Raw genomic sequence first — 26,821 nt, forward strand, 5'->3', positions numbered from 1 at the left:
CCATGCTTTTCGGCAAGACGATCCTCATCACCGGCGTCGCCTCCGGCATCGGCGCGCGCACAGCCGAACTTGCCGGCCAGCTTGGCGCGGACGTGATCGGCGTTGATGTGCGCGAGCCGGCGGCAGCGATGGGCAGTTTCGTCAAGGCCGACATCTCATCGAAGGCCGGCGTCGACGAGTTGGTCGCGCGACTGCCGCAGCGCATCGACGCGCTATGCAATGTCGCCGGCCTCTCCGGCAACACCGGCGCGGCAGCAACCCTGGCCGTCAACTTCTTTGGCCTGCGCGCACTGTCCGAAGCCGTCGCGCCAAAAATTCGCGAAGGCGGCGCCATCGTCAACGTCGCCTCGATCGCCGGCTATGGCTGGCGCGCCAATCTCAACCGTGCGGCCTCGATGGTCGGCATCGAGGGTTTCCCGGATGTCGCCAAGATCGTCGCCGACCATGCGGTCAAGAACGAGGAAGGCTACCCCGTCTCGAAGGAGTTGCTCCTGCTGTGGACCTTTCGCGCGGCGCATCAGGATCTGTTCAAGAGCCGTGGCATCCGCGTCAATGCGGTGAGTCCCGGACCGGTCGAGACGCCTATCCTGAAACAATTCCGCACCGTACTTGGCGATGCCCGCGTCGACAGCGACATAGCCAGGGTCGGACGAGCGGGCGCATCGGGCGATATAGCGCCTGTCGTGCTGTTCCTGTGTTCGGACGGCGCGCGCTGGGTCAACGGCGCCAATGTGCCGGTCGACGGCGGCCTTGAAGCATCGATCAACGCCGAAGTGCTCGGCTTTTAATCACGAAGCTCCACCGGAGCGAGGGAGACAATCATGGATATCGGACTTCTGATCGACGGCGACAAAAGGGATGCGTCCGGCGCGGCCGCCTACGAGCGCATGGACCCGTTCACCGGCAAGCTGGCGACGCGCGCCGCAGCAGCCAGCGTTGCCGACGCCAACGCGGCTGTGGAAGCCGCGGCCGCCGCCTTTGCGACCTGGTCGAAGACCGGGCCTGGCGAGCGCCGCGCCTTGCTGTCCAGGGCGGCCGACGTGATGGCCTCCAAGGTCGGCGAATTCACCCGGCTGATGATGGAAGAGACCGGCGCCACCGGTCCCTGGGCCGGCTTCAATGTCATGCTGGCGGCCAACATGCTTCGCGAGGCGGCGGCGATGACGACGCAGATTTCGGGCGAGATCATTCCTTCCGACAAGCCGGGGACGCTCGCCATGGCGATCCGCCAACCGGCCGGTGTGTGCCTCGGCATCGCGCCATGGAACGCGCCGGTCATTCTCGGCACCCGCGCCATCGCCATGCCGCTCGCATGCGGCAACACGGTGGTGCTGAAGGCCTCGGAAATGTGCCCCGGCACACACCGGTTGATCGGTCAGGTTCTGGTCGAGGCCGGCCTGCCCAAGGGCGTCATCAATGTCGTCACCAACGACCCCAGGGATGCCGCTGCAATCGTCGAGGGGCTGGTCGGGCATCCCTCGGTCAAGCGCGTCAACTTCACCGGCTCGACCAAGGTCGGGCGCATCATCGCCGAGCTTGCCGGGCGGCATCTGAAGCCGGCGCTGCTCGAACTCGGCGGCAAGGCACCGCTGCTGGTTCTGGACGACGCCGACATCGATGCAGCGGTCAATGCGGCGACCTTCGGCGCCTTCATGCATCAGGGCCAGATCTGCATGTCGACCGAGCGGCTGATCGTCGACGAGAGGATCGCCGACGAATTCGTTTCCAAGCTCGCCGTCCGCGCGTCGGGCCTGCCGGCCGGCGATCCGCGCGGCCATGTCGTGCTGGGCTCGCTGATCAGCAGCCAGGCGGCCGACAAGATGGAGGAGCTTGTCGCTGACGCCGTCGCCAAGGGCGCCAAGCTTGTCGCCGGTGGCAAGCGCACCGGCACGGTTGTCGAGGCAACGCTGCTCGACCATGTCACCCCGGCGATGCGCGTCTATGCCGAAGAATCCTTCGGGCCGGTCAAGCCGGTCATCCGGGTGAAGGGCGAGGACGAGGCGGTGCGTGTCGCCAACGACACCGAGTATGGCCTGTCGTCAGCCGTGTTCAGCCGCGACATCAAGCGCGCCATGGCGGTCGCCGCGCGCATCGAAGCCGGCATCTGCCACATCAACGGCCCGACCGTCGGCGACGAGGCGCAGATGCCGTTCGGCGGCGTCAAGGGCTCGGGCCATGGCCGCTTCGGCGGCAAGGCCTCGATCGCCGAGTTCACCGATCTGCGCTGGGTGACGATCGAGGATCCCGGCCAGCACTATCCGTTCTAGCCGACCTCGTCTCGCGGTCGGCAATGAAGATCAACCGGCCAGGGACGGCGTGAAGCGAACGCTGGCGGATCGCATCAGACCGGGCGCCAGTACGATGCAGCCAGTGTCGATGCGGCCGCCCGTGCGGTTGAAGGCATCGGTGATATTGCTGACCGGCTCGGCGCAAAAGAACGGCTCGCCGGGCGGCGTGTAGAGGACAAGGAAATCGAGCGGCGCCTCGGCCTCGATGTCCAGTCGCCGTCCGTGTTCGGGCCAGGAGATCCGGGCGCGGCGCGCCCATCCGGTGAAAACCGTGTCGAAGTCCACTTCCGATACGTCAAAACCGATGGACGGGTCGGCTCCTACCGGGCGGCAGGACATGCCGGACGGGCAGGACCTCCGTGTCCGTCTCCCACATGCCGGACACCGGCGCCTGGACATGCGCCCACGGCGTCGACGGGAAATAGGGATGGAGGCCGAAGCCAGCCGGCATCGGTGCGTCCGACAGGTTGCGTACCTTGATGGTCACGCAAAGCCTGCCGTCAGCCAGCGTTATCTCTTGCTCGGCTTCATAGCTCCATGGCCAGGAATCGGCGGCGTGGCGATAGCGCAGGACGATCGTGCCGGCTTCATGCCTGACGACCACCCAAGGCCGGCGCCAGCCATGGCCATGTTCATGATGAGGATCGTCGGCAGTCGTCGGAAGCCGGATGGTGCGTCCCGCGAACTCGAACCGGCCGCCCCTTATGCGATTGGAATATGGAACGAGCGGGAAGCAGGCCATGACGCCGGCATCGCGGCTACTGATCGCCGCCGGATCTGCCGGGCGCAGCCAATCCACCACGGCGCCATCTTGCCACCATCGATACGACGCCAGCGCACCGCCGGCGGCCGGAGCAATGTCGACCGTCGCGATGCCATCGCTGATCGAGACCAGTTCCGTGTGCTGCGCGGCAACCGCAGCGAAATTCTTTGTCATCGGCGCTCCCCCGTCCCTTGACTCCGATCGCCATGGCGATAAGACATATCATATGAATAGTATGAAGAATAAGAAATCTTTTAGCACGGCACGGACGTCGCGGGTTGCCGTGGCGGTTTCCAGCGGCTCCACCGCACTGCACGCGACCGTTGTCGAGCAGATCGGCCTGCGCATCGTGCAGGGCGACTTCCTGCCCGGCGAGGCGCTGCCCAATGCCGACGATTCCAGCGAGATGCTGGGGGTCAGCCGCACGGTGCTGCGCGAGGCGATCAAGGTGCTGGCCGGCAAGGGGCTGGTCGAATCGCGGCCGAAGACCGGCACACGGGTGCGCCCACGCTCCGACTGGAATTTCCTTGATCCGGACGTCCTGTCATGGCGCTACGCCGGCGGTGTCAGCGCCGACGATGTGCGGGCGCTGTTCGAGCTGCGCCGTGCCATCGAGCCAATGTCGGCAGCACTTGCGGCCCAGCGCGCCACGCCTGCCCAGATCGCCGAGATCCATGCGGCACTGGCCGAGATGGAAGCGGTGAGCGACGATGGCGACCGCTTCGCCAAGCCCGATCTGGTGTTCCACCAGACCATCCTGCGCATGACCGGCAACGAGCTGATCGGCTCGCTGGCTGCACTCGTCGAAACCGCACTGGTGATGAGCTTTCGCCTCTCCAACGACAATCCGGAAGGCCAGCGCCATTCCTTGCCGCTGCATCGCGAGGTGGCCGAGAAGATCGCCGCCGGTGACGCCGCCGGCGCGCAAAAGGCACTGCTGGTGCTCATCGACAATGCCGAGGATGACGTGCGCCGCAGCGTCGAGAACCGCAACAGACGCCGCAAGGATCGAGGCCAGCAATCGTGACCGACACCAAACGCAAACTGCGGTCCGAAGCCTGGTTCGGCGGTGAAGGCAAGAACGCCTTCATGCACCGCAGCTGGATGAAGAACCAGGGCATCCCGGCCGATGCTTTCGACGGCCGCCCGGTGATCGGCATCTGCAACACCTGGTCGGAGCTGACGCCGTGCAATGCGCATCTGCGGGCGCTGGCCGATCACGTCAAGCGCGGCGTCTACGAGGCCGGCGGCCTGCCGCTCGAATTCCCTGTCATGTCGCTCGGCGAGAGCAACATGCGCCCCACTGCCATGCTGTTTCGCAATCTGGTCAGCATGGATGTCGAGGAATCCATCCGTGGTAACCCCATCGACGGCGTCATCCTGCTGGTGGGCTGCGACAAGACAACGCCAGCGCTCTTGATGGGGGCCGCCTCTTGCAATTTACCGACCATCACCGTTTCCGGCGGGCCAATGCTCAACGGCAAGTTCCGGGGGCAGGATATCGGCTCGGGTACGCATGTCTGGAAATTCGCAGAGGAAGTGAAGGCCGGCCGCATGCCGGTCGCCGACTTCCTCGCCGCGGAACAGGGCCAGAGCCGGTCGGCCGGCAGTTGCATGACCATGGGCACGGCTTCGACCATGGCCAGCATGGTGGAAGCGCTCGGCATCGGCATGCCGGACAACGCCGCGATCCCGGCCGTGGATTCGCGCCGTGGCGTGCTCGCCCAGCTGGCCGGACGCCAGATCGTCGACCTAGTCCGCAGGGACGTGAAAATTTCGGACATTCTTACAAGGCAAGCGTTCGAGAACGCCATTCGCGTCAATGGCGCGATCGGCGGCTCGACCAATGCGGTGCTGCATCTGATCGCCATCGCGAACCGGGTCGGTGTCGATCTTAGCCTCGAAGACTGGGACCGCCTTGGCCGCGACGTTCCAACCATTGTCGACCTGATGCCGTCGGGCCGGTTCCTGATGGAAGATTTCTACTATGCCGGGGGGCTGGCTGCGGTCATGGCGTCGCTTGATGAAGTGGGGCTTCTTCATCGCGACGTCATGACCGTCAGCGACAAGACGATCGGCGAGTTGATCGACGGCGCGCCCAACTACAACCGCGAGGTCATCAGGCCGCTGAGCGAACCGTTGACCGACCAAGGCGGCATCTCGATCCTGCGCGGCAATCTGGCGCCCAATGGCGCGGTCATCAAGCCGTCGGCGGCAACGCCCGAACTAATGCAGCATCGCGGCAAGGCGGTCGTCTTCGAGAACATCGAGCATTACTACGCCCGCATCGACGATCCGGAGCTGGATATCGACGCCTCCTCGGTGATGGTGTTGAAGAATTGCGGGCCGCGCGGCTACCCCGGCATGGCCGAGGTCGGCAACATGCCGCTGCCGGCGAAGCTGCTCAAGCAGGGCGTCTCCGACATGGTGCGCATCTCGGATGCACGCATGAGCGGCACGGCCTATGGCACGGTGGTGCTGCATGTCGCGCCGGAGGCCGCGGCCGGTGGCGCGCTGGCCTTGGTCCGCGACGGCGATCTCATCGAGCTCGATGTCGCCGGCCGCCGGTTGGAACTGCTGGTATCGGACGAGGAGCTGGCGATCCGCCGCCGCGACTGGAAGCCGCCGGCGCCGCCTGAAGGCGGCTATCAGAGCCTCTATGTCGAACGCGTGCTGCAGGCCGACAAGGGCTGCGATTTCGACTTTCTCGTCGGCCGGCGCGATGCCGGCATCCCCCGGCATTCCCATTAGAGAGGCGCGCGATGACGGATGAAATCGGCTACGCCATCTACCCGAGCCTCAAGGGCCGCAGTGTCTTCATAACCGGCGGCGGCAGCGGCATCGGCGAAAGCCTGGTGCGCCATTTCTGCGCGCAAGGCAGCCGCGTCGCCTTCGTCGATCTGGCGGAAGAGCCTTCCAGGCACCTGGTCGAGGCGATCGCGGCCGAAGGACACCCAGCGCCGCTGTTTATTCCGTGCGATCTGCGCGATGTCGAGCAGCTGCAGGCGGCAACCGCGCAGGCAATGCAGCACAATGGCCCGATCCAGGTGCTGTGCAACAATGCCGGCAACGATGACCGCCATCAGACCAAGGACGTGACGGTCGCCTACTGGGACGACCGCATGGCGGTCAATCTGCGCCACCAGTTCTTCGCCGCGCAGGCGGTGCGACCGCAGATGAGCGCGCAGGGTGGTGGCTCGATCATCAATTTCGGCTCCATCACCTGGATGGTCGGCGATCCCGACTGTCCTGCCTATGTCACCGCGAAAGCCGCTGTCTACGGAATGACGCGGGCGCTGGCCCGCGAACTCGGCCCCGAGCGCATCCGAGTCAACTGCATGGTGCCGGGCTGGGTGATGACCGAGCGCCAGATGCGGCTGTGGCTAAATCCGGCCGGTGAACGCCAGATCGCGGAAAGGCAGTGCCTGCCCGACCGGTTGCAGCCCGCCGACATCGCGCGCATGGCGCTGTTCCTCGCCGCCGACGACAGCCTGATGTGTACGAGCCAGCAATTCATCGTCGATGCGGGCTGGGTGTGACCGATACGGCTCCAAGGGAAGAAGGGTATTTCATGCGTCTTGTTCAGTACAGAATGCCGGATGGCAGCAGGCGGGTCGGCCGCGTCTCCGAAGACGGCAATCGCTTGCACCCGCTCGACAAGACTGGCAGCGTTCTGGAACTCGCCGAAGCGGCGATCGCCGAGGACATGTCCATCGCGTCGCTGGTCGAGAAGCGCACGGGCACCACGACGGTCGACTACAACGAGCTGTTGCGCGATGGCCGCGTGCTGGCTCCCGTCGATCATCCGGAACCGGCGCGCTTCCTGGTTACCGGAACCGGCCTGACCCATACCGGAAGTGCCGCCGCGCGCAACCAGATGCATGTTCTGACCCATGGCGACGGTGTCGAGGAATCCGATTCCTTGAAAATCTTCCGTATGGGGCTGGAGGGCGGCAAGCCTGGCGCTGGCAAGATCGGCATCCAGCCCGAGTGGTTCTTCAAAGGCGTCGGCACCTGCGTTGTGTCGCCAGGTGCTGAGCTGCCGATGCCGGCATTCGCGAAAGCCGGGGCAGAGGAAGCCGAGATCGTCGGGCTTTATCTCAACGGCCCGGACGGCCATCCCTATCGCATCGGCTATGCGCTCGGAAACGAATATTCCGACCATGTGACGGAGGGCGAGAACTACCTCTACCTCGCCCATTCCAAGCTGCGCTCCTGTTCGATCGGACCCGAGCTGCTGATCGGCGACCTGCCCGAAGAAGTTCGGGGCCATTCCCGCATCCTGCGCGACGGCACTGTCATCTGGGAGCAGGAGTTCCTGTCGGGCGAAGCGCACATGTCGCACTCGATCGCCAATCTCGAACATTTCCATTTCCGCTACCCGATGCACCGAAGGGCGGGCGATCTGCACGCCTATTTCTTCGGCGCGGCGGTGATGAGCTACGCCTCCGGCATCAAGACGGCTTCCGGCGACGAGTATGAAATCCAGGCACAGGCATTCGGCAAGCCACTGCGCAACCGGATGGTGTCGGTGCCGGACGAGGGACTGGTCACCGTCACCCAGCTGTGACGGCAGAGGTCCGAAATCACGGTCCACCAGAACGACAATGGGAGATTAAAAATGGGACTGAAGAAAGCGTTTCTAAAACTAGCGACAATCGGGCTCGGCATCGGCCTGATGACATCGGCGGCCTTGGCCGCGAACCTTCGAGTACTGGCCTGGGACGGCTATGCCGACCCGGATTGGGTGAAGGATTTCACCGCGGCAACCGGCATCGGCGTCGATGTCGTCTTCATCGGCAGCGATGACGAGATCTGGGCCAAGATCAAGGGCAGCGAAGGCCAGGATTTCGATGTCTTCGCCGTCAACACCGCCCAGCTGCAGCGCTACATCAAGGCCGATCTGGTGTCGCCGATCGACATCACCAAGCTGTCGAACCAGAAGGAGGTGCTGCCGCGCTTCCGCGATCTATCGCAGGTCAGCGGCGACACCAAGGACGGCAAGGTCTACGGCATTCCGTTCTGCTTCGATTCCATCGGGCTGATCTACGACACGGACAAGGTCAAGCCGGCGCCGACCTCGATGTCGGTGCTGTGGGATCCGGCCTACAAGGGCAAGGTCCTGGCCTACGACAATGGCGAGCACAATTTCTCGTTCACCGCTCTGACGCTTGGCTACAAGGATCCGTTCAATCTCGACGCGGAGCAGATGGCGGCGGTCAAGGCCAAGCTGGTTGAGCTCAAGCGCAATGTGCTGAGTTTCTACACCACCGCCGACGAGGCGCAGCAGATCTACCAGAACAATGACGTTGCCCTGATCTGGGCCAATTATGGCCAGCAGCAGGTCAAGGCGCTGCAGAAGATCGGCGCCCATGTCGCCTACGTCAATCCGAGTGAAGGCGCTCTGGCCTGGCTCGACAATTGGGTGATCTCCAAGGGCGTGCGCGACAATGCGGCGGCCGAGCAATGGATCGACTTCATGCTGACGAAGAAGGTCAGCGGCGAGCTTTCCGAGCGTACCGGCTTCGGCAACACCGTGGTCGAGTCGAGCAGTGCCGGCAGCAACGACAAGCTGGTCTGGCTCAACAATGTCGAGGACCCGCTGAAGCGGTCGGACATGTGGAACGAGATCAAGGCGACGCCCTGATCCTTTCCGCAGCCCGACCTAGAAGGACCCGGCGGTCCGGACGTTCCGGACCGCCGCAGCGTATGCGAGAATAGTCTATGAGCCAGAACACCGACCTGCTGACGCTGCGGTCCGTCTCGAAATCCTACGGCACGGTTCCCGTGCTGCACGACATCGACCTGTCTGTCCGGGACGGTGAGTTCCTGACCGTTCTTGGACCGTCGGGCTCGGGCAAAACCACGGTCTTGCGGCTGATCGGCGGGCTGGAGCCACTGACCGCGGGCGAGATCCGCCTCGACGGCCAGGACATCAGCCGCATGCCGATCAACAAGCGGCCGTTCAACACCGTGTTCCAGGACTATGCGCTGTTTCCGCATATGACCGTTTCCGGCAATGTGGGCTATGGTCTCTCGGTGCGCCATGTCCAGCGCAAGGAGATTGCGCGCCGTGTCGCGGAAGCCCTGGAGCTGGTGCAACTCGGGCGCTTCGCCGACCGCTTTCCGGCACAGCTTTCCGGCGGCCAGCGCCAGCGCGTCGCGCTCGCCCGAGCGCTGATCTGCCAGCCGCGCCTGATCCTGCTTGACGAGCCGCTCGCCGCGCTCGACCTCGAACTGCGCCGGCAGATGCAGGAGTTCCTGAAATCCATCCAGCGCGAGATCAAGACCACCTTCCTTTTCGTCACCCATGACCAGGAAGAAGCGATCGGCATGGCCGACCGGATCTGCGTCATGCAGGCCGGTCATATCCGCCAGCTCGGCACGCCGCACGAGCTTTACTACAAGCCGAATTGCGAGTTCGTGGCGCGCTTCTTCGGCGAGAACAATCTGGTGGCCGGAAAGCTCGGCCCCATCCAGGGCAAGCAGCGGCCGATCGAGACCGCACTTGGGCGACTGATCTGTTCGATCAGCGACCAGCCGCATTTGAAGGCCGCGCCAGACGGCGCGAGCGCCTTCGCGGCGTTCCGGCCCGAGGCCTTGCATCTCGCGGACTCAACAGACGGCGACAACCGCTTTTCCGGCACCATCGCCGATCTGGCCTTTGCCGGCTCGTCGACCGTCGCCACGATCACGGCGGGTGCGGACACTGCCGCGCAGCGGCTGCGGCTGCGAACCCCAAGCCGGATCGACGGCAGCGCGCTGAGATCCGGCGAGACGGTTTCGCTTTCGTTTGCGCCGCATGAAGGCCATCTGGTGCTGGCATGAGCGCGGGCGTCACGACACAGCCCGCGGAAAGGCGTTTGTCGCTGCTGGTGACCGTGCTGGCTTTCGCCCTGCCGGTGATCTTCGTCCTGGTGCCGCTGGCGATCTTCCTGGTCTACAGTTTCTTCAGCGTCGACCAGGGCACGATCGTCTACGCGCCGACGCTCGGCAACTATGTCCGGTTCTTCACCGATCCGATCTTCCTGCCGGTGTTTTGGAACACCATCGTGCTGTGCGTGTCGGTCGCCGTCATCTGCATCCTGCTTGCCTATCCCGCTGCCTATTTCCTGACGACGCTGAGAGGGCGGTGGCGCTATGCCTTGCTGATGCTGCTTCTGGTGCCGCTGCTGATGAGCTACGTCATCAAGATCTACGCGATCCGCAGCATCCTCGGCCTCAACGGCTTCCTCAACAAGGCGCTGGTGGCAATTGGCATCCTGCAGCAGCCGTCGACGCTTTTCGTGTTCAACATGAACGCCATCCTGTTGACGCTGAGCCTGCTTTTGATCCCCTTCGCGATCCTGCCGATTTTCCTGTCGCTGGAGCGGATACCGCAGACCTTGCTGCGTGCCTCCGACGATCTTGGCGCGAGCGGCTTGCAGACGTTCCTGCGCATCACCTTGCCGCTCAGCCTGCCCGGCGTCGCCTCGGCGGCGAGCTTCGTCTTCGTGCTGGCGATCGGCGATTTCCTGACGCCGCAGATGGTCGGCGGGGTCAGCGGCTTCACCTTCGGCCGCATCCTCTACAGCCAGTTCGGCACGGCCTATAATTGGCCATTCGGCGCGGCACTGTCGGTGGCGCTGGCGATCGTGGTGATCTGCGCCATCCTCATCGGCGAACGGTTCGGGCGCAGCCGGGGGACGTCGGTATGAACGCCCTGCCCCGACCCTCCACCATCTTCCTGGCCGTGATCACAACGCTGGTCGCGGTGCTGCTCTACAGCCCACTGTTCGTGCCGATCGTGTCGTCGTTCTTCACCATCTCGCATGGCGATGTCGACTGGTCGTCACCAACCCTCTCGACCTACCGAGCCCTGGCCGAAAACCACGACATCCTGGCAGCCTTGCGCACCACGCTGATCGTCGGCCTGTGCACCGTCGTGCTCTCGGTGGTCAGCGGCACGCTGCTGGCGCTCTATTATCACGGGCGCCGCTCGGGGCGCTCGATCCTGCAGTTCATCATCTTCCTGCCGTTCCTGATGCCGCCGATCATCAGCGGCCTCGCGCTGCTGATCTTCTTCCGCGAGATCGGCCTCGAACGTTCTCTGCTGACGGTCGTCATCGGCCATACGGTCTTCGTGCTGGCGATCGTCTATCGCACCGTGCTGATGCGGCTGCAGTCGATGAGCCGTACACTGGTCGAAGCGTCCTACGATCTCGGCGCCACCGGCTGGCAGACCTTCTGGCGCATCATCCTGCCGAATCTGTCGAGCGCCATGGTCGGCGGCGCAATCCTGGCCTTCGCGCTGTCGTTCGACGAGACGATGATCACCATCCTGGTCACCGGCACGCAAAGCACCCTGCCGGTCAGGCTGTGGGCGATGATGCGGCTTGGCTTCTCGCCCGACATCAATGCGCTGGTCGCCTTGATCCTGATGTTCACCGTGCTGCTCTGCGTGCTCGCCGCCCGTTTCCTGATCCCCAGGCAGATGGCGACGGAGCGGAGCTGAATTATCGAACACCCGTCATCGTGCGAAGGCAGCTGGATCGAGGTCGAAGACACGCCCCCGATTGAGGATGTTCTTCGGGTCGAGCGCCGTCTTCAGCCGCCGCATCGTGGCGATCTCGGCGTCGCTGCGCACCAGATGCAACCACTGCTTCTTGTCGAGACCGATGCCATGCTCGGCCGAAACGCCGCCGCCCGCCACCGCCACGCCGCTATAGACGATGCCGTAGGCCGCCGCCGGATCCACAGTGCGCACCTGGTAGTGCAGATTGCCATCGCCGAGATGGCCGAAGACATAGATGTCGGCGTCGGGGTCAAAGGCGCGGATCGCGGTCTCCGCTTCTTGCAGGAACGCCCCCATCCGTGCCAGCGGAATGCTGATGTCGACGCCGATCAGGCCTTTCATCGAAAACAGGACGCGATTGGCGTCTTCCCGCACATCCCAGAGCGCGCGGAATTCACGCGGCGATTGCGAGACGACGACATCGTCGACCACGCCGTCCTCGACCGCCTGCATCAGGACTTCGGCGAAGCGCTCGCTGTCGCGCTCAGGCTCGCTGCCCTGGATTTCGGCCAGCACATAGACGGGCGAGCCCGCCGGCAATGGCGCCGGCATGGCCATGCTGGCAGCCATTACGTCATAGAGCGGCGCGAAGTTGACCTCATAGGCGGATAACAATGGCCCGAGCTTTTGCCGCAGCAGCCCGAGCAGGGCGATCGCCGCATCGAGCGAAGCGAGCGCGCAGAAGGCGTTCACCTCGGAGGCCGGCTTCGGATGCAGCCGGAGCGCGGCGCGGGTGACGACGCCGAGCGTCCCTTCCGCGCCGATGAAGAGCTGGCCGAGGTCGTAGCCGGAATTGTCCTTGGGCAGGCCCTTCATCGAGGACAGCACGCTGCCATCGGCCAGCACAGCCTCCAGCCCCAGCACCTGCGCGCGGTACATGCCATAACGCAGCACGCGGATGCCGCCGGCATTGGTGGCGATGTTGCCGCCGACCGTGGCCGAGCCGCGCGCGCCGATATCGACGCCGAACATCAGCCCGGCACCGTCGGCCGCCTCCTGCACCGCTTGCAGCGTCGCGCCGGCTTCGGCGACGATACTGGAGGCTTGAGTGTCCGGCGCGGCGAGGCCGCTCATGCGCTCCAGCGACAGCACGATCTCCCCGGGCTGGACGCGTGTGCCACCGGCCAGCCCGGTGCGTCCGCCCTGGACGACGACCGGCTGGCCAAGAGCGTTGCAGCCAGCGAGCGCCGCCGCGACACCGATAGTATCGCGCGGACGCAGCACCACTTCGGGCAGCACGCCAAGCTTGCCGTCGGGATCGTCGCGATAGCGCTGGTCGACATCGGAGCCTGCAAGCACGCCGCCCACGCCCAGCCGATCGCCAAGGGCGGAGAGAAGCCGTTGCGTTTCAGGCGACATCGGACTCAGACGCCGGCGTGGCGAAGCGCGTCGTCTGCGTCCCGCGACCGCATGGGCCGATGAGTATTTCGTCCGCCACGCTCGCCATCCTTCAATTGCAGCCGGCCGATCCTATTCGGGATCGCCTGTCGTGCAAGCGATATCGGCTGCCCTGAGCGACACCGGCATCAATCACGGTAAGACGCGATTGATGCCGGCGGCCATTGTGTCTGCTTACTGAAGCTTGGCCTGTAGCGCGTTGACGTCATCGGTGGTCATTTCGCCATCGGTGGTCACCTTGCCATCGATGATCTTCCACAGCCGGAACGGGCCGGTGATGTCGCCGAATTTATCGAAGGCCACCGGACCGATGACGCCTTCGTAGCGGATCGGCTTGCCGTCCTTAATCAGGCCGAGCGCCTTGGCGAACTCCTCCTTACCGGCGAAGATCGGCGTGCCTGCCGGATCGACTGCCTTGTACATGGCATCCCTGATCTTGGCCGGATCCTCGGAGCCGGCAATGGCGATGGCCAGCCCGACGATGGCGCCGGCATCATAGGAACGATCGGCCGCCGGGTTGGAGGGTTCGATGCCGGAGAATGCCTTGTAGTTCTTGGTGAAATACTCGGTCGATGCGGTCGGGCTGGTTCCCGACGACGTGCCATAGGCGTCCTTCAGATAGTCGGCACCGACGGACTCGATGAAGTCAGGGCTGTTCATGCCGTCATTGAGCAGGAATTTCTGCACGCCGCCTTGCGAAATCCAGGTGCGGGCAACGGTCGCGCCGTCGACCGGCGTGCTGACCAGATAGAGGCCGTCCGGCTCGCCGGCCATCGCCGCCGTGACTTCCGAGGCATAGCTCGACTGCTTCTCGTTGTAGGGCGTGTCCGAAACGATGGTGCCCCCGAGCGCTTTGTAGGCACGCGAGAATTCGGCCACCATGTTGACCCCGAAATCGTTGTTGACGTGGATGATCGACAGCTTCTTGAAGCCCTTGTCTATGGCGTATTTGGCGGCGGCCACACCTTGCAGCGCATCGGACGTGATGGTGCGGAAGAAGATGCCGTTGGTCTTGCCGTCGCGGCCGAGCGCGGTCAGCGTCGGCGAGGACGATGCCGGCGAGACCTGGACGATCTTGGCAGGTGCCGTGACAGAGGTCAGGATCGGAATCGACACCGACGAGATGATGCCGCCGATGATGACCGGCACCTTCTTTACCTGCACCAGCTGGGTCGCGGCGTCGACGGCGATGTTGCCCTGGCTCTGGCTGTCGCGCGTGTCGGTCACCAGCTCGCAGCCGCGCACGCCGCCGGCTTCGTTGATGTCGCGAAAAGCCATTTCGACCGACTTGGCGCCGGCCTGGCCGTATTCGCCGGCCGGACCGGTCAGTTCCATGACGAGGCCGACGGTGATCTTGCAGTCGGCGGCCTGCGCGGCGCCCGCCAGCGTGACGAGAGCAAGCGCGGTGGTGAGGTGGAGTATCGTCTTTCTCATTGTTGTTCCCCTTTCGTTACTCGACACTAATTTGATCTCTGGAGCCTGTTCAGCGTTCCGGCACCTGCAGCCAGGTTTCATGCAGGTGTCGCCATTCGACGCCGTTGGGCGCCGATGAACTGATGGTGAAGACAGCGCTCGACTGACGGCGGCTGTGCTTGCCGCCGCGCAGCTGCGCCTCGACGTAAAGGACGACGATGGAGTCCTCGGTTTGCCAACCGGGCCTGATATCCTCGATCGAAATGGCAAACCCGTCGTCGCATGTGGCGCGGCTTGAGCGGACATGATCAATCACAGCGTCGCGGCCGAGGACCTGGCCGCTCGGTGCGATCATGGTCAAGCCTTCGCCCATGACGCCTTCGAAGCGCGTGAAGTCCACCGTGTCGGCTCGCGCGGCGACGAACCAGTCGACGAAGAAGCGATGCAGGCCGATAACCTCGGCGCTGGCCTGCGAAAACAGCGTCGGGTTGCTGGCGCTCATGTGCGGCCTGCGTTCAAATTGTAGTGCATGATCGAGCCGTGGCGGCCGTGACGGTCGCGCTCCAGCGTGTAGACGTCGCCGAGGGGACCTTGGCTTTGCGCGATAACAGTCGCTATTTTCGCCCGGTCATCGGCGTCGAGCGCGACATCCATAATGCCAGCATTGGCGAGCGCATGCGCCTGGTTACGGGCGCCGACGATGACGGCGGCGACTCGCGGCTGTTCCAGCACCCAGGCGCTGGCGATGGTGGCGATGTCGACGCAGTGGCGGTCGCCGACAGCCTTCAGTGCCTGGAGCAGCTGCTGGAACAGGTCCCAGCCGCCGAAATCATCGATGATCAGCTTGTATTTGACCAGCGAGCGGTTTTCGAGGGGCGTGGCGGGTTCGGACACGCCGAGCCATTTGTCGCTGAGGAAGCCGCCGGCTACCGAACCATAGCAGAGGAAGCTAACACCGTTTTTCGCGGCAAGCTCGGCGAGGCTGTGTGCCGGCCGCTGATCGAGCACCGAATATTGCAACTGCTGGCTGACCAGCGGAATGCCGGCGGCGAGGATTTCGGCCAGCCGCGGCGTGTCGAAATTGGTGGTGCCGAGATTGCGCACCTTGCCCTCGCGCCGAAGCTCGTCCAGCCAGCTCATCGCCTCGACATAGCGAGGCTGGTCATAGTCCCACCAGTGGAACTGCACGAGATCGAGCCGCTCGGTCTTCAGCCTGCGCAGCGACTGCTCGACGATGCCCCTGATATAGTCGCGGCTGATCGTGGCCAGCCGCTCCAGGTCGGGCACCAGCTTGGTGTGCACCTTCATTCTTGCGGCAACGTCGAGGCCGCGCTCGCTGGCCAGCCGCAGGCGCGCGGCGCCGATCAGTTCCTCGACGCCGGTGTAGATGTCGGCGCAATCATAGGTCCAGATGCCGGCATCAAAGGTGGCGATCAGATCGCTCACCGCTTGATTGCGGTCGATGGCGCCATGGCCGCCGGCAAGCTGCCAGCCGCCGCGAATGACGCGCGAGATGGTGTAGCCGGGGCCGAGTTCGAAAGTCTTGGCGGTCATCCCTTGTCATTCTCCTTCGGCAGCGGCACGGCCGTGGCCTGCGCATGGCTGAACCGCCGTTTGCCGGTCCTGACGATCCGGAGCCGGCTGGCGCAATTGGGATCGGGACAGGCGATCTCGGCGTCCGAGGTCATCCAGTCATTGGCGTCGGTCGGGCGCTGCTTTGCCGCCAGCAGCGGCAACACGGCGGCGAGCGAATAGATCGAAAAGCCCTGCCCCGCCGGCAGGGACAGCATCTCGCCCTTGAGTTCGAAATAATCGCCCGCCTTGGCGCCGCAATAGATCGGCTTGCCCTCGGGGATGACCGCCTCGACGCGAAGGTCGAAGAGCTCGAAACTGTCGTCGGCCATGTCAGCCCTCCACCAGGCTGAAGGTGACGTCGCAGGCGCCGTTGCGGCGGATGACGCCACATGAGGCGGCGAATTGGTCGCGCTCTTCAGCGCGTACCTGCGCCACGACGCTGCCGGCCAGCCAGCCGATCGGGAACAGAAGCCGTGCGCCCTGCCCGTAGTAGAGGCCGATGTCGAAAATGGCATTGGGATTGCCGCCCCACATGCGCGGCGGCACATAGGACAGCACAATATCGCCGGGCTGCGGTGTCAGCGTTGCGTTCTCCGCCGGCAAGGGCCTGGCATAGGCCTGGCCATCGAGATCAGCTGATGGAATCGGGCAGGAGATTTCCGGTCCCGTCCACATCGCATGGATGCCGGGGACGACACGTGGCATGGCGAGGTACGCCTGGAGAAAGGCAGCGTTTTCCGGCGCCTTTTCGGGCAGCAGCAGCGCCGTCACGGAAAGCTTGGAGCGCGGTTCGGTGATCTTGAAGGCCGGCTTGTTCATGTCTGGTCTTTCGCGGCGGCGGATTGAAGCTTGTCGCGCAAGAAGGCAAAAGGCCGGCTGATATCGGCCACCAGCGCCTCGCGCGCCGCTTGCGCATCCTGCTTGGCGAGCGCCGCGACGATGCGGCGGTGATAGTGCGCGGTGTCGACCTCGCCGGCGTCGGAAAAGGCATAGATGGCGACGCGGATGCAGGGGCCCGATTGCAGCCAAAGGCTTTCGATCATCGGGATCAGCACGGCCGAGCCGCAGCAGCGGTAGATCTCGAAATGGAAGCTCTGGTTGAGCGTCGCTTCGCGGTCGATATCCTTCTTGTGCTTCAGCGCCCGCATCTCATCCCACTCGCCGAGCATGGCTTCAATCGAAGCGATCTGGCGCGGGCTCATGCGCGTGGCGGCAAGCGCGATCGCTTCGCCTTCGATGAGTGAGCGGGCACGCAAAAGATCGTCGATACGTTCCAGCGTGATCGGCGGCACGCGCACCGAGCGGTTGGGCAGCGCCTCCAGCGCCTTTTCGGTGATCAGCCGGCCGAGCGCTTCACGCACCGGCATGGTCGAGGTGACCAGCGCATCGGCAAGGCCGCGGATGGTCAGCACCTGGTTCGGCTCGAACAGGCCGCCGATCAAGGCGCGGCGCAATTCGGAATAGACGCGATCCTGCACGGTCTCGCGGCCGACCGGCGTAAGCTGGGCTGCGATTGTTTCGTTGGTTCGCTCGATGGCAGCCTTCTGCATTCCCGGCTTGTGCCCCGTTTTCGGCTTGCGGATGAAATTAAAGCCGAATAGCGTGATCAAAGCAAGTGTGATCACAAATCAATAATCAGGAGATGGCGATGACCGTCTTCGGCCAGAGGGTTTGATGAGCGAGGCAACCGAACGGCAGGGGAAGGAGACCCGTGCGCCGGCTCTGACGGCGAGGCATATCGTCAGGCGGTTCGGCGGCCTTGTCGCCGTCAACGATGTCTCGTTTGACGTCAAAGCTGGCGAAATCCTTGGCCTGATCGGACCGAATGGCGCCGGCAAGACGACCATGTTCGACCTGCTGGCCGGCAGTATTCTGCCTTCCAGCGGCGATATCCTGCTCAACGGTGCGCGCGTCTCCGGCGAAGCCGCGCATCTGCGTATCGGCCGTGGCCTTGGCCGTACCTTCCAGATCCCCCGCCCGCTGCCCAATCTGACGCTGATCGAAAACATCATGCTGGCGGCACAGGGCCAGGCCGGCGAAAAGCTGCTGGCCAACTTCGTCACGCCATGGCGGGTGGCGGCACAGGAAAAAGCGGCCAGGGCAAAGGCGCTCGACCTTTTGGAACTGGTGACCCTCGCGCATCTGGCGCATGAGCCGGCGCGCGTGCTGTCCGGCGGCCAGCGCAAATTGCTCGAACTCGCCCGTGTCATGATGGCCGACCCGGCAATCATCCTGCTCGACGAGCCGGCGGCCGGCGTCAACGCGACGCTGCTGGAAGTCATCATCGACCGCATCCGCGACATCAATGCGCGCGGCATCACCTTCCTGCTGATCGAGCACAATATCGACATGGTGACGCGGCTCTGTCACCGCGTGCTGGTCATGGCGAGCGGGCAACTGCTCAGCGAAGGCACGGCGGAAGAGGTCGCCCGCGACCCGCGCGTCATCGAGGCCTATCTCGGGGGCACCGCATGAGCGAAACCGTCCTCGATGTCCGCGATCTCGAAGCCGGCTACGAGCCTGGCGTGCCGATCGTGCGCGGCGCCTCGATCACTGTCAGAAAAGGCGAGATCGTCGTCGTCCTTGGTCCCAACGGCGCCGGCAAATCGAGCTTCATCAAGGCGATCTCCGGCCTCGTCCCGATCACCGGCGGCACGGTGTTCTTGGACGGCAAGGACATCACCGCAGCACCGGCCCATACCATGGTGCGGCTTGGCCTGGCCTTCGTGCCGCAGACAGAGAATATCTTTCCCCTGATGTCGGTCGAGGACAATCTCAGAGTCGCCTGCGGCATCCTCGAGCGGCGTGAAATCCCAGCGCGTATGGACGAGATGTACGCGGCCTTCCCGGATCTCGTGCGCCAGCGCCGCACCGCCGCCGGCAATCTGTCGGGCGGGCAACGACAAATGCTTGCGGTCGCCCGCGCCCTGATCGTGCATCCCAAGGTGCTGGTCCTCGACGAACCGTCGGCCGGCCTGTCGCCGAAATTCGTGTCGATGGTGTTCGAGATGCTGGCCGGCATCCGCAAGTCCGGCGTCACCATCCTCCTGGTCGAACAAAATGCCAAGGCAGCACTGGCCATCGGCGACCGCGCCTATGTGCTGGTCGAGGGCAAGGATCGGCACGAGGGCGTCGCTTCCGAACTGTGGAACGATCCTGTCGTCGCCGAACTCTATCTCGGCCAGCGCCCCTCTCGCGCCAGCAAGGGAGGCGCGGCATGAGCCTGCAATTTGTCGTCGATGGATTGCTGACGGGTTCGATGATCGGCCTTGGCGCCATCGGCGTGACGCTGACCTATTCGATCCTGCGCTTCTCCAATTTTGCTCATGGCGACTTCATGGCCTGGGGCACCTATGCGACCTTGGCCGTCGTCAGTGCCATTGGCGCCACCTTCGGCAAGGTAGCACCCATCGCGCCGCTGTCCTTCGGCTGGCCGCTCCTGGTTGCGCTGGTCGTCGGCATGGCCTTCACCGCCATGCTGGCGCTGCTACTCGACAGAGTGCTGTTCTCGCGGCTGCGCTCGCAGGGCCAGGCGATCATCGTGGTGATGGCGAGCTTCGGCGCCTCGATGGCGCTGAGGAGCCTGCTCGAATTCACCTTCAGCTCACGTCCGACCTATTTCAGCCGGGCGATCCAGATCGCCATGCCGGTCGGCTTCGGCATCCGCATCACGCCCGATCAGATCGCACTTCTGCTGCTGACCGCGGTGCTGGTGCTCGGCGTGCATCTTTTGATGACGCGCACGCAGACCGGCCGCGCCATGCAGGCGCTCAGCCAGAATGCGGCGCTTGCCCGCATCGTCGGCATCGACGTCGCCGGCGTCGTGCGCGTCACCTGGATCATCGGCGGCGCGCTTGCCTGCGTCGCCGGCGTGATGATCGGCATCCTGGTGCAGATCCGCCCGTTCATGGGTTTCGACATGCTGCTGCCGATGTTCGCCGCCGCCATCCTCGGCGGCATCGGCAGCATTTCGGGTGCGGTGCTCGGCGGGTTGATCATCGGGCTCGCCGAAGCCGGCGCGGTGCAGCTGATCGGCGCCGAATGGCGCGCCGCCGTCTCCTTCATCATCCTGATGGCGGTGCTGTTCGTGCGGCCGATCGGCCTTTTCGGAGTTCGGGAAAGATGATCGATCTTATCGGCTACGGCGCCTTCTTCCTGACCACCGCGCTGATCTTTTCGCTGGTCACGCTCGGGCTCAATCTGCAGTGGGGGCTGACCGGCCTGTTCAATGTCGGCCTCGCCGGTTTCGTCGCCATTGGTGCCTACACCTCGGCCTTGCTGACCACGCCGGACGATGCTGCGCGACTTGGTGGCTTCGGCCTGCCGATCCTTGTCGGCTGGGCGGGTGCCATGGTCGTCGGCGGCATTGCCGCTGCACTGACCGGCATGGCGACACTGCGGCTGAGATCCGACTATCTGGCGATCACCACATTCGGCGTCGCCGTCGTCGTGCAACTGGTCGCGCTCAATGCGCAGAAGCTGACCGGCGGGCCGTTCGGCATCGGCTTCATTCCGCGTCCCTTCGGCAGCCTTGCGGAGACGCCGCTGCTGTTCAACCTGTCCAACCTCGCCGTCGTCGGCGCGGTCACGCTGATCGCCTATCTCGCTCTGGAGCATCTGTCGCGCAGCCCCTGGGGACGCGTGCTGAAGGCCTTGCGCGAGGATGAGCGGGCGGCGATCTCGCTGGGCAAGAGCGCGCGCTTCTACCGCGTCCAGGCCTTTGCCGTCGGCGGCGCGATCATGGCGCTGGCCGGCGCGTTGCAGGCGCATTTCACCGGCTTCATCGCACCGGACAATTATTTGCCGATCCTGACCTTCCAGGTCTGGGTGATGTTGATCGTCGGCGGCTCGGGCAGCAATCTCGGCGCCGTCATCGGCAGCATCCTTGTCTGGGGGATATGGGCGGGGTCGGGCACATTGACCAGCGTTCTGTTCGCGCCCGAGCAGCAGGCGCGTGCGGCCTCGCTGCAGATCGTCGCCATCGGCGTCATGCTCTGCGTCATCCTGCTGATCCGGCCGAACGGTCTGTTCGGCGACAGGCCGCGTCGCCCACGCTTCGGCAAGCGAGAAAAAGCGGCGGCGATCAAGAGCAGTTCCGGATCATGACCGCTGCGATCGGGCAGGAAGCGCGTGGCGCTTCGCTCTGGCACGCCGTCAGCCGCAATCGCCGGGAACGGCCGGCGCTGCAAGGCGGGCTGGATGTCGATCTGGCCATCGTCGGCGGTGGATTTGCCGGCCTGTCGACCGCGCTGCACGCCGCTGAAAAAGGCATCTCGGTCGCTGTTCTCGAAGCCGAAATCATCGCCTGGGGCGCGACCGGGAGGAATGCCGGTTTCGTCGTGCCGAACTTCGCCAAGATGGACCCTGACAGCATCGTCGCGCATCTCGGCCCGGAGCGCGGCGAACGCCTGATCGACTTTGCCGCCGGCAGTGCCGACCTGGTCTTCGGCCTGATCAAACAGCACGGCATCGACTGCGACGCCGTGCAGAACGGATGGATCCAACCTGCACATTCGCCTGCCGCCCTCGAGAAGGTCAAATCGCGCGCCGGGCAATGGGCGTGGCGCGGCCGACCGGCTGTCACGTTGGATCGGCAAGACGTCGAGGCGCTGACGGGCGCACGCGGCTATGTCGGCGGCTGGATGGACCGTTCGGGCGGCGTGCTCAATCCGGTCGCCTACGCGAATGGACTGGCCGGTGCGGCGGAGAAGGCTGGCGCCAAGATCTTCGAGCGCACGCCGGTTACCTCGGTCGATCGCGTGGTCGATGGCTGGTCGCTGAAAACGCCATCGGGTTCGGCGCGTGCCGGCAAGGTGCTGATCGCCACCAACGCCTATGGCGGATCGCTCAATCCGCTGCTGCAACGAAGCTATTTTCCGCTGAAGATTTTCCAGATCGCGACAGAGCCTTTGCCGCGCGAGGTGCGGACGCGTTTGCTTCCCGGCGGCCAAGGCGTGGGTGACACCAGGCGCAATCTCTTCACCTTCCGCTTCGATGCCGACAATCGGCTGATCAGCGGCGGCATGCATATTCTGAGCGCCGGCGCCGACACACGCGTGCCGCACACGATCTGGCGGCGGCTGGCCAGCCATCTCGACCTGCCGGACCTGCCACCGCTTGCCTATGGCTGGTCAGGAATGGCCGCGGTCGAGCCGGATTTCCTGCCGCACCTCCTGGATCTGGGGCCAGCGCTGATCGCCGGCCGCGCCTGCAACGGGCGCGGCATCGCCATGACGACGGCGATGGGCAAAGTGCTGGCCGACTGGGCCGCCGGAACCGAGGTGCGTGATTTGCCGCTGCCGTTCGCACCGCCGGCGCCGATCCCCTTCCACGCGCTGCTGCGGCACGCGCCCAACATGCTGCTTGGCTGGAGCATGCTGCGCGACCGGCTGGACGACACCGCATAGGCCCCGACCCAGCCTGCCGTCGATCAGGCCGTCATGCGAAGATTTTCGGAGAGAACCGCGGCCGCCACGGCGATGTCCTGCTCGAGGGAGACTCGGACAGCAGGGCCATTGCGCTGCTCCAACGCCGCGACAATCCCGCGATGCGCGTCGTTCGACTGCGGAATATAGCGGTCGGCCTGCATCAGCAGCTTCAGATAGGGCCCGACGCGGCCCCAGAGATCGCGGATCATGTTCAACAGGATCGGCGCGCCGGCATGCTGGTAGATGGCGAAGTGAAACGCCTCGTTCAGCGCGAGATAGCCTCTGGCGTCGCCGGCCTCGATCGCGCGCTGCATGCCGGCGAGCGTCGCCTGTATCTCGACCAGCCCGCTTTCGCTCATCCGCGTGGCGGCCATCTCACCCGCCAGCCCTTCGACGGCAATGCGGATATGGGTCAATTCCTCGAAGGCCGGGGCCGACAGCAAGGGCACGATAACAGAGCGGTTGTTCTGCATCTCGAGCAGCCGCTCGGCGACCAGCCTTTGCAGCGCCTCACGGATCGGCGTCGTCGAGATGCCGAAGGTCTCGGCAAGCTTGCGGATGACCAGCGTCTGGCCTGGGCTGAAACCGCCTGAAATCAATTCCTGCTTGAGCGCGCCATAGGCGCGGTCGTTGAGGGTTTGATGTTCGAGCTTCAGCATGCGTTCCGATCACCAGTTCGACAAAGCGCGATCGAGCGTCTCGGCCAGTTGCTCGGCATTGTCCCTGGCAAAGGGCAGCGGCGGCCTGATCTTCAGCACATTGCCGCGCGGACCGCAGGACGAGATCAGCACGCCATTCTCGCGCATGGCTTCGACGACAGAAGACGTCTTGCTGGCGGCCAGCGCTTCGTCGCCATCCGCTGTCAACTCGACGCCGAAATAGAGGCCGTTGTGCCTGACGTCACCGACCATGCCGTGCCGGCCCTGCAGCGCCCGCAGCAGATCAGCCGTATAGGCGCCGACATTGCGCGCGTTCTCGATCAGCCCCTCGCCTTCGATCACGTCCAGAACCGCGATGCCGACCGCGGCCGCGACCGGATTGCCGCCGAAGGTGTTGAAATAACCGGTGTTGGAGCCGAAGGACGAGACGAGCCGCGGGCGCACCAGCACCGCACCCATCGGATGCCCGTCGCCGATCGGCTTGCCCATGGTGACGATGTCGGGCTCGATGCCATAATTGGCAAAACCCCACATGCCCTGGCCAAGGCGGCCGAAGCCGGACTGGACCTCATCTGATATGACGATGCCGCCGGCCTTCCTGACGTGATCCGCCGCCTCGCGCAGGACAGCCGCGTCGGGAAAGAAAATGCCGTCGCTGGAAAAGGCGGAGTCAAGCAGCAGCGCCGCCGGACGAATATTCTGCGCACGCATGTCCTCGATGGCGGCGGCGACATTTCTGGCGAAGTCCTTCGCGGCGCGGCCGTGGTCGCGGAACGTGTCCGGCGCGGCCACGGTCCGATGGTGCGCGGGCACGCCCTTCGCGCCGACCGCCGCAGGCGACAGCTGCGCGGTAGCGATCGTGGCGCCGTGATAAGCGAAATCGGTGATGATGACGCCGGTGCCGCCGCTCGAATGCTGGGCGATGCGGATGGCGAGGTCGTTGGCCTCGCTGCCGGTGCAGGTGAACATGGCATGGCCGAGATGGGAGGGAACCGTGCCGAGCAGTTTTTCCGCATAATCGAGGATGATCTCGCTCAAGTAGCGGGTATGGGTGTTGAGCGTTGCGGCCTGTCCAGACAGCGCCTCGACGACGCGCGGATGGCAGTGCCCGACCGAGGCGACGTTGTTGTAGGCGTCGAGGAATTTGCGACCTGTCGCATCGTAGAGCCAGACGCCGCTGCCGCGCACCAGATGGATCGGGTTGCGGTAGAAGGTGCGATAGGTCGGCCCAAGCAGCCTGGCGCGGCGTTCGAGCAGGGCCTGCTCGGATGCTGTCGAGTCGGTATTTGCGGGATATGGCGAAGACTGGGACACGGGCATCTACTCCGGATTGGAATGGTCGAGAAAATAACGGCGGGCCTCATCGGACGACAGCCCGTCCAGTCGTTCGAGTGACGCCCAGACCTCGGTGATGAGGCGCAGCACATAGTCGCGCTTGGCCGGGAACCGTTCCGCCTGCCAGCTGGCGATGTTGGCGATGAGCGCCAGGCGAGCACGGATCAGATCGAAAAGGATGCCGATCTCTTCGGCCTCCAATGCCAGCACCGACTGGTAGCCGGCGACGAAGCGCGCCGCCGGCGCCAGCGGATGACCTTCAGCAGGCCAGCGGTAGACGGCGCCGATGGCGAGATCGCAGATCAGCGGCGAATGGATCATGTCGCCGAAATCGAGGATGCCGCTGACCATTTCCGGCCGCGAGGCATCCATCACCACATTGTAGGAGTTCATGTCGTTGTGGACGATCTGGGCGCGCAGGCTCGGAATGACCGGCGCCGCACGCGCCTCGAAGGCATCGATGACGCGCTCGACCATGGCGCGGTGGCCGGCATCGGCGATAAACGCCAGCATCGGCCGCGTCTTGGCGACCTTGCGGATGTCCCAGAGCAGGTCGCTGCCGGCGGCCGGATGGAAGAAGCCGCGCAGAGCCCGGCCAAGCCGGGCGAGGAAAATGCCGAGATTGCGATCCTGCGCCGCCGACGTGGGGCAGCGCGACAGCAACTGGCCGGGCAGATAGGTGACCAGCCGGATGATGCGCGGCGCCGATCCGCCGACGCTGACCGTGAACTGCGCTTCGCCCTCGAGGCTCTTGCGCACCGAAGGAACCGGCAAGGTCGGGTCGACCGCCAGGATGTGGTCGAGAGCCTTGTTCTGGAAATCGGTGAAGCCGGCTTCCTCCGCCGGATGGGAAATCTTGAGGACGAACTCGCCCTCGCCGTCGGTATGGATGTGGAAATTGTGGTCACGTTCGCCCGGCAACGGACGTGCGCTGCCGGTGAGGCCGTATTGCCGGCGCAAGATGGCAAGCGCATCGGCGATCGAAACGTCGGGCGCATCCTGCGCCAGCGTTTCGCCAAAAGCGTCAGGCACAGCCGCATTCATGAGCTCATCTCCGGATCGATCGGCTCGAGGCCGCACCAGTCGGCGATGAACAGCGCGATGGTCTGGGTGACCTTGCGCACCGAGTCCAGATCGACGGCCTCGTCATAGCCATGCGGCATGCGGCAGATCGGGCCGTAGACGATCGCCGGCGTGTCGGCATAGAGGCCGAAGAAGCGCGCATCCGTGGTCGCCGAGGTGACGTGTTCCGTCAGCGCCTCGCCCCACACGGTGGTATGGCTGCGGCGCAGCACGGCTTCCATCTCGTCGGCGCCCTCCAAAACATACCCCTCGGCCATGAAGCCGTTGTAGGTCATCTTGGGCGGACGATTGGCCAGGAAGGGATCGGCACGGGCCGCATCTGCGATGCAGGCTTCGAGCTCGGCCCTGGCATCCTCGAGCTTCTGCCCGGGATAGGTCGCGACCCGCATCTCGAAGACGCAGCGTGCCGGAACGCTCGATGTCCATTCGCCGCCCTCGATCTTGCCGAGGTTGAAGCGGATCGGGTGCGGGTGATCGCAGAAATGCTTGTCATCGACCTTGCGCGCGTTCCACACGATTTCGAGCTGCTTCAGCGCCTGGATGATGAGAAAGGCCTTTTCGATGGCATTGGCGCCGGCCGAGAAAGCGCCCGACGCATGCTGCGGATCGCCGTCGACCTCGACCCTGAACCAGATCGGCCCCACCTGCGCCCGCATTAAGCGCGGTTCCAGGGGCTCGGGAATGAAGGCGGCGTCGGCGCGATAGCCGCGTTGCAGGCAGGCGAGCGCGCCATTGCCGGTGCACTCTTCCTCGACCACCGACTGGAGGTAAACATTCGCGGCCGGCTGATAGCCGAGGCTACGCAAGGCGGCGAGCGCGTAGAGACAGGCCGACAGGCCGGCTTTCATGTCGCCGGCGCCGCGACCATGCATCCAGCCGTCTTCGATGGCCGGATCGTAGGGGTCGCGCACCCAGCGGTCGAGCGGCCCCGTCGGCACCACATCGATATGGCCGTTGAGGATCAGCGAGCGGCCGGTGGCGTTTCTCGGCGTGTGGGTAGCGACGACATTGAAAGCATCGTCGTAGGAGACCGCAACCGGTGAAAACCCAGGCAGGTTACGGATCGCGTCGACATCGACGCGCCACATATCGACAGCGTAGCCATCGGCCTCATAAGCGGCCGCCATGAAGGATTGCGCGGCGTGTTCCTCGCCGCGCTGGGATGGAAAGCGCACGAGGTCCGCCAGGAACGCGACTTGCCGCGCGAAGCCGTTATCGATCGCGCGCAAAATGGCTTCGTCGGCAATCCGCTCAGGCATAATATTTCGCTTTCTCGTGAATGGTGTATCATATCTCATATGCCATATCGTGGAAAGGCAAGGAGA

The 26,821-nt window shown here is 64.7% G+C and carries 28 protein-coding genes; 15 read left to right on the forward strand and 13 right to left on the reverse strand.

Annotated features, from left to right (window positions below; all coding sequences use genetic code 11):
* Window positions 1-2 precede the first annotated feature (2 nt).
* Both JG747_RS28325 and JG747_RS28330 read left to right on the forward strand, forming a co-directional pair.
* Complete coding sequence (locus JG747_RS28325; protein ID WP_027046576.1) at window positions 3-788, forward strand: coniferyl-alcohol dehydrogenase; 786 nt, start codon at window positions 3-5, stop codon at window positions 786-788.
* 33 nt (window positions 789-821) lie between these two features.
* Window positions 822-2,267 carry an aldehyde dehydrogenase gene (locus JG747_RS28330; protein ID WP_202360494.1) on the forward strand — a complete coding sequence of 482 codons (1,446 nt, stop codon included), beginning with the start codon at window positions 822-824 and terminating at the stop codon, window positions 2,265-2,267.
* Window positions 2,268-2,297: 30 nt separating this feature from the next.
* On the opposite strand, the gene JG747_RS37590 is transcribed toward JG747_RS28330, so the two are convergent.
* Window positions 2,298-2,573 carry an aldose epimerase family protein gene (locus JG747_RS37590; protein ID WP_274609656.1) on the reverse strand — a complete coding sequence of 92 codons (276 nt, stop codon included), beginning with the start codon at window positions 2,571-2,573 and terminating at the stop codon, window positions 2,298-2,300.
* Window positions 2,574-2,583: 10 nt separating this feature from the next.
* Window positions 2,584-3,225: an aldose 1-epimerase gene (locus tag JG747_RS28335; RefSeq protein ID WP_274609657.1), complete on the reverse strand. Its 642-nt coding sequence runs from the start codon at window positions 3,223-3,225 to the stop codon at window positions 2,584-2,586.
* 61 nt (window positions 3,226-3,286) lie between these two features.
* Here JG747_RS28335 and JG747_RS28340 point away from each other — a divergent pair, with 61 nt between their 5' ends.
* The 8 genes from JG747_RS28340 (at window position 3,287) to JG747_RS28375 (ending at window position 11,545) form a co-directional block, all read left to right on the forward strand.
* Window positions 3,287-4,078, forward strand: a complete 792-nt coding sequence (locus JG747_RS28340) for a FadR/GntR family transcriptional regulator (RefSeq protein ID WP_019856750.1) — start codon at window positions 3,287-3,289, stop codon at window positions 4,076-4,078.
* Window positions 4,075-5,802 (forward strand): IlvD/Edd family dehydratase, encoded by a 1,728-nt coding sequence (locus JG747_RS28345; protein ID WP_038645148.1) that lies wholly within the window; start codon window positions 4,075-4,077, stop codon window positions 5,800-5,802. Before JG747_RS28340 ends, JG747_RS28345 begins: the two co-directional genes overlap by 4 nt.
* Window positions 5,803-5,813: 11 nt before the next feature.
* Entirely contained in the window at window positions 5,814-6,590 is a 777-nt protein-coding gene (locus JG747_RS28350) for an SDR family NAD(P)-dependent oxidoreductase (RefSeq protein ID WP_038645146.1), read from the forward strand.
* 32 nt (window positions 6,591-6,622) lie between these two features.
* Complete coding sequence (gene araD1 / locus JG747_RS28355) at window positions 6,623-7,621, forward strand: AraD1 family protein (RefSeq protein ID WP_038645145.1); 999 nt, start codon at window positions 6,623-6,625, stop codon at window positions 7,619-7,621.
* 51 nt (window positions 7,622-7,672) lie between these two features.
* Window positions 7,673-8,698 carry an ABC transporter substrate-binding protein gene (locus JG747_RS28360; RefSeq protein ID WP_038645143.1) on the forward strand — a complete coding sequence of 342 codons (1,026 nt, stop codon included), beginning with the start codon at window positions 7,673-7,675 and terminating at the stop codon, window positions 8,696-8,698.
* 77 nt (window positions 8,699-8,775) lie between these two features.
* Entirely contained in the window at window positions 8,776-9,879 is a 1,104-nt protein-coding gene (locus tag JG747_RS28365) for an ABC transporter ATP-binding protein (protein ID WP_202360495.1), read from the forward strand.
* Window positions 9,876-10,748: an ABC transporter permease gene (locus JG747_RS28370; RefSeq protein ID WP_202360496.1), complete on the forward strand. Its 873-nt coding sequence runs from the start codon at window positions 9,876-9,878 to the stop codon at window positions 10,746-10,748. The genes JG747_RS28365 and JG747_RS28370 overlap by 4 nt, the downstream gene beginning before the upstream one ends.
* Complete coding sequence (locus JG747_RS28375) at window positions 10,745-11,545, forward strand: ABC transporter permease (protein WP_019856743.1); 801 nt, start codon at window positions 10,745-10,747, stop codon at window positions 11,543-11,545. Before JG747_RS28370 ends, JG747_RS28375 begins: the two co-directional genes overlap by 4 nt.
* A 15-nt stretch (window positions 11,546-11,560) precedes the next feature.
* On the opposite strand, the gene JG747_RS28380 is transcribed toward JG747_RS28375, so the two are convergent.
* From JG747_RS28380 to JG747_RS28410, 7 genes are all read right to left on the reverse strand, one after another.
* On the reverse strand, window positions 11,561-12,964 hold the full coding sequence (locus JG747_RS28380; protein ID WP_202360497.1) for an FAD-binding oxidoreductase: 1,404 nt from the start codon (window positions 12,962-12,964) through the stop codon (window positions 11,561-11,563).
* 213 nt (window positions 12,965-13,177) lie between these two features.
* A complete protein-coding gene (locus tag JG747_RS28385) occupies window positions 13,178-14,437 on the reverse strand; it encodes an ABC transporter substrate-binding protein (protein ID WP_064983327.1) in 1,260 nt (419 codons plus the stop codon).
* 49 nt (window positions 14,438-14,486) lie between these two features.
* Complete coding sequence (locus tag JG747_RS28390; RefSeq protein ID WP_202360498.1) at window positions 14,487-14,918, reverse strand: hypothetical protein; 432 nt, start codon at window positions 14,916-14,918, stop codon at window positions 14,487-14,489.
* Window positions 14,915-15,970 (reverse strand): aldo/keto reductase, encoded by a 1,056-nt coding sequence (locus tag JG747_RS28395; RefSeq protein WP_202360499.1) that lies wholly within the window; start codon window positions 15,968-15,970, stop codon window positions 14,915-14,917. The genes JG747_RS28390 and JG747_RS28395 overlap by 4 nt, the downstream gene beginning before the upstream one ends.
* Window positions 15,967-16,320 (reverse strand): TIGR04076 family protein, encoded by a 354-nt coding sequence (locus tag JG747_RS28400; protein ID WP_064983332.1) that lies wholly within the window; start codon window positions 16,318-16,320, stop codon window positions 15,967-15,969. The genes JG747_RS28395 and JG747_RS28400 overlap by 4 nt, the downstream gene beginning before the upstream one ends.
* A 1-nt stretch (window position 16,321) precedes the next feature.
* Window positions 16,322-16,810, reverse strand: coding sequence for a DUF3830 family protein (locus JG747_RS28405; RefSeq protein WP_064983333.1), 489 nt, complete (start codon window positions 16,808-16,810; stop codon window positions 16,322-16,324).
* Entirely contained in the window at window positions 16,807-17,541 is a 735-nt protein-coding gene (locus JG747_RS28410; RefSeq protein ID WP_083246939.1) for a GntR family transcriptional regulator, read from the reverse strand. The genes JG747_RS28405 and JG747_RS28410 overlap by 4 nt, the downstream gene beginning before the upstream one ends.
* 124 nt (window positions 17,542-17,665) lie before the next feature.
* On the opposite strand from JG747_RS28410, the gene JG747_RS28415 reads away from it, so the two are divergent.
* From JG747_RS28415 to JG747_RS28435, 5 genes are read left to right on the forward strand one after another with little or no spacing between them, the layout of a single operon-like run.
* Window positions 17,666-18,466: an ABC transporter ATP-binding protein gene (locus JG747_RS28415; RefSeq protein WP_038645128.1), complete on the forward strand. Its 801-nt coding sequence runs from the start codon at window positions 17,666-17,668 to the stop codon at window positions 18,464-18,466.
* The gene (locus JG747_RS28420) at window positions 18,463-19,212 is read left to right on the forward strand and encodes an ABC transporter ATP-binding protein (RefSeq protein ID WP_202360500.1); all 750 of its coding nucleotides are present in this window, start codon (window positions 18,463-18,465) and stop codon (window positions 19,210-19,212) included. The genes JG747_RS28415 and JG747_RS28420 overlap by 4 nt, the downstream gene beginning before the upstream one ends.
* Complete coding sequence (locus tag JG747_RS28425) at window positions 19,209-20,117, forward strand: branched-chain amino acid ABC transporter permease (RefSeq protein WP_202360501.1); 909 nt, start codon at window positions 19,209-19,211, stop codon at window positions 20,115-20,117. The genes JG747_RS28420 and JG747_RS28425 overlap by 4 nt, the downstream gene beginning before the upstream one ends.
* A complete protein-coding gene (locus tag JG747_RS28430; protein WP_064983341.1) occupies window positions 20,114-21,097 on the forward strand; it encodes a branched-chain amino acid ABC transporter permease in 984 nt (327 codons plus the stop codon). Before JG747_RS28425 ends, JG747_RS28430 begins: the two co-directional genes overlap by 4 nt.
* Entirely contained in the window at window positions 21,094-22,398 is a 1,305-nt protein-coding gene (locus JG747_RS28435) for an NAD(P)/FAD-dependent oxidoreductase (RefSeq protein ID WP_202360502.1), read from the forward strand. The genes JG747_RS28430 and JG747_RS28435 overlap by 4 nt, the downstream gene beginning before the upstream one ends.
* A gap of 23 nt (window positions 22,399-22,421) precedes the next feature.
* Here the strand turns inward: JG747_RS28435 and JG747_RS28440 are convergent, their stop codons facing one another.
* Genes JG747_RS28440 through JG747_RS28455 form a run of 4 tightly spaced genes read right to left on the reverse strand, consistent with a single transcriptional unit; the run spans window position 22,422 to window position 26,755 of the window.
* Window positions 22,422-23,078 (reverse strand): GntR family transcriptional regulator, encoded by a 657-nt coding sequence (locus tag JG747_RS28440; protein WP_202360503.1) that lies wholly within the window; start codon window positions 23,076-23,078, stop codon window positions 22,422-22,424.
* Window positions 23,079-23,087: 9 nt separating this feature from the next.
* Window positions 23,088-24,398 (reverse strand): aspartate aminotransferase family protein, encoded by a 1,311-nt coding sequence (locus tag JG747_RS28445; RefSeq protein WP_202360504.1) that lies wholly within the window; start codon window positions 24,396-24,398, stop codon window positions 23,088-23,090.
* Window positions 24,399-25,457 carry a phosphotransferase gene (locus JG747_RS28450; protein ID WP_202360505.1) on the reverse strand — a complete coding sequence of 353 codons (1,059 nt, stop codon included), beginning with the start codon at window positions 25,455-25,457 and terminating at the stop codon, window positions 24,399-24,401. It lies immediately after the preceding gene.
* Window positions 25,454-26,755, reverse strand: a complete 1,302-nt coding sequence (locus tag JG747_RS28455; protein ID WP_202360506.1) for an ArgE/DapE family deacylase — start codon at window positions 26,753-26,755, stop codon at window positions 25,454-25,456. The genes JG747_RS28450 and JG747_RS28455 overlap by 4 nt, the downstream gene beginning before the upstream one ends.
* Window positions 26,756-26,821 lie beyond the last annotated feature (66 nt).

Origin of the sequence: Mesorhizobium sp. 131-3-5 (assembly GCF_016756575.1) — a bacterium.
GTDB classification, from domain to species: Bacteria; Pseudomonadota; Alphaproteobacteria; order Rhizobiales; family Rhizobiaceae; genus Mesorhizobium; species Mesorhizobium jarvisii.

Bases quoted from the DNA above. Each gene is read 5' to 3' on its own strand.
- JG747_RS28325 (WP_027046576.1), top strand. From the start codon at position 3: ATGCTTTTCGGCAAGACGATCCTCATCACCGGCGTCGCCTCCGGCATC.
- JG747_RS28330 (WP_202360494.1), top strand. From the start codon at position 822: ATGGATATCGGACTTCTGATCGACGGCGACAAAAGGGATGCGTCCGGC.
- JG747_RS28335 (WP_274609657.1), bottom strand. From the start codon at position 3,225: ATGACAAAGAATTTCGCTGCGGTTGCCGCGCAGCACACGGAACTGGTC.
- JG747_RS28340 (WP_019856750.1), top strand. From the start codon at position 3,287: ATGAAGAATAAGAAATCTTTTAGCACGGCACGGACGTCGCGGGTTGCC.
- JG747_RS28350 (WP_038645146.1), top strand. From the start codon at position 5,814: ATGACGGATGAAATCGGCTACGCCATCTACCCGAGCCTCAAGGGCCGC.
- araD1 (WP_038645145.1), top strand. From the start codon at position 6,623: ATGCGTCTTGTTCAGTACAGAATGCCGGATGGCAGCAGGCGGGTCGGC.
- JG747_RS28360 (WP_038645143.1), top strand. From the start codon at position 7,673: ATGGGACTGAAGAAAGCGTTTCTAAAACTAGCGACAATCGGGCTCGGC.
- JG747_RS28365 (WP_202360495.1), top strand. From the start codon at position 8,776: ATGAGCCAGAACACCGACCTGCTGACGCTGCGGTCCGTCTCGAAATCC.
- JG747_RS28370 (WP_202360496.1), top strand. From the start codon at position 9,876: ATGAGCGCGGGCGTCACGACACAGCCCGCGGAAAGGCGTTTGTCGCTG.
- JG747_RS28375 (WP_019856743.1), top strand. From the start codon at position 10,745: ATGAACGCCCTGCCCCGACCCTCCACCATCTTCCTGGCCGTGATCACA.
- JG747_RS28380 (WP_202360497.1), bottom strand. From the start codon at position 12,964: ATGTCGCCTGAAACGCAACGGCTTCTCTCCGCCCTTGGCGATCGGCTG.
- JG747_RS28385 (WP_064983327.1), bottom strand. From the start codon at position 14,437: ATGAGAAAGACGATACTCCACCTCACCACCGCGCTTGCTCTCGTCACG.
- JG747_RS28390 (WP_202360498.1), bottom strand. From the start codon at position 14,918: ATGAGCGCCAGCAACCCGACGCTGTTTTCGCAGGCCAGCGCCGAGGTT.
- JG747_RS28395 (WP_202360499.1), bottom strand. From the start codon at position 15,970: ATGACCGCCAAGACTTTCGAACTCGGCCCCGGCTACACCATCTCGCGC.
- JG747_RS28400 (WP_064983332.1), bottom strand. From the start codon at position 16,320: ATGGCCGACGACAGTTTCGAGCTCTTCGACCTTCGCGTCGAGGCGGTC.
- JG747_RS28405 (WP_064983333.1), bottom strand. From the start codon at position 16,810: ATGAACAAGCCGGCCTTCAAGATCACCGAACCGCGCTCCAAGCTTTCC.
- JG747_RS28410 (WP_083246939.1), bottom strand. From the start codon at position 17,541: ATGCAGAAGGCTGCCATCGAGCGAACCAACGAAACAATCGCAGCCCAG.
- JG747_RS28415 (WP_038645128.1), top strand. From the start codon at position 17,666: ATGAGCGAGGCAACCGAACGGCAGGGGAAGGAGACCCGTGCGCCGGCT.
- JG747_RS28420 (WP_202360500.1), top strand. From the start codon at position 18,463: ATGAGCGAAACCGTCCTCGATGTCCGCGATCTCGAAGCCGGCTACGAG.
- JG747_RS28425 (WP_202360501.1), top strand. From the start codon at position 19,209: ATGAGCCTGCAATTTGTCGTCGATGGATTGCTGACGGGTTCGATGATC.
- JG747_RS28430 (WP_064983341.1), top strand. From the start codon at position 20,114: ATGATCGATCTTATCGGCTACGGCGCCTTCTTCCTGACCACCGCGCTG.
- JG747_RS28435 (WP_202360502.1), top strand. From the start codon at position 21,094: ATGACCGCTGCGATCGGGCAGGAAGCGCGTGGCGCTTCGCTCTGGCAC.
- JG747_RS28440 (WP_202360503.1), bottom strand. From the start codon at position 23,078: ATGCTGAAGCTCGAACATCAAACCCTCAACGACCGCGCCTATGGCGCG.
- JG747_RS28445 (WP_202360504.1), bottom strand. From the start codon at position 24,398: ATGCCCGTGTCCCAGTCTTCGCCATATCCCGCAAATACCGACTCGACA.
- JG747_RS28450 (WP_202360505.1), bottom strand. From the start codon at position 25,457: ATGAATGCGGCTGTGCCTGACGCTTTTGGCGAAACGCTGGCGCAGGAT.
- JG747_RS28455 (WP_202360506.1), bottom strand. From the start codon at position 26,755: ATGCCTGAGCGGATTGCCGACGAAGCCATTTTGCGCGCGATCGATAAC.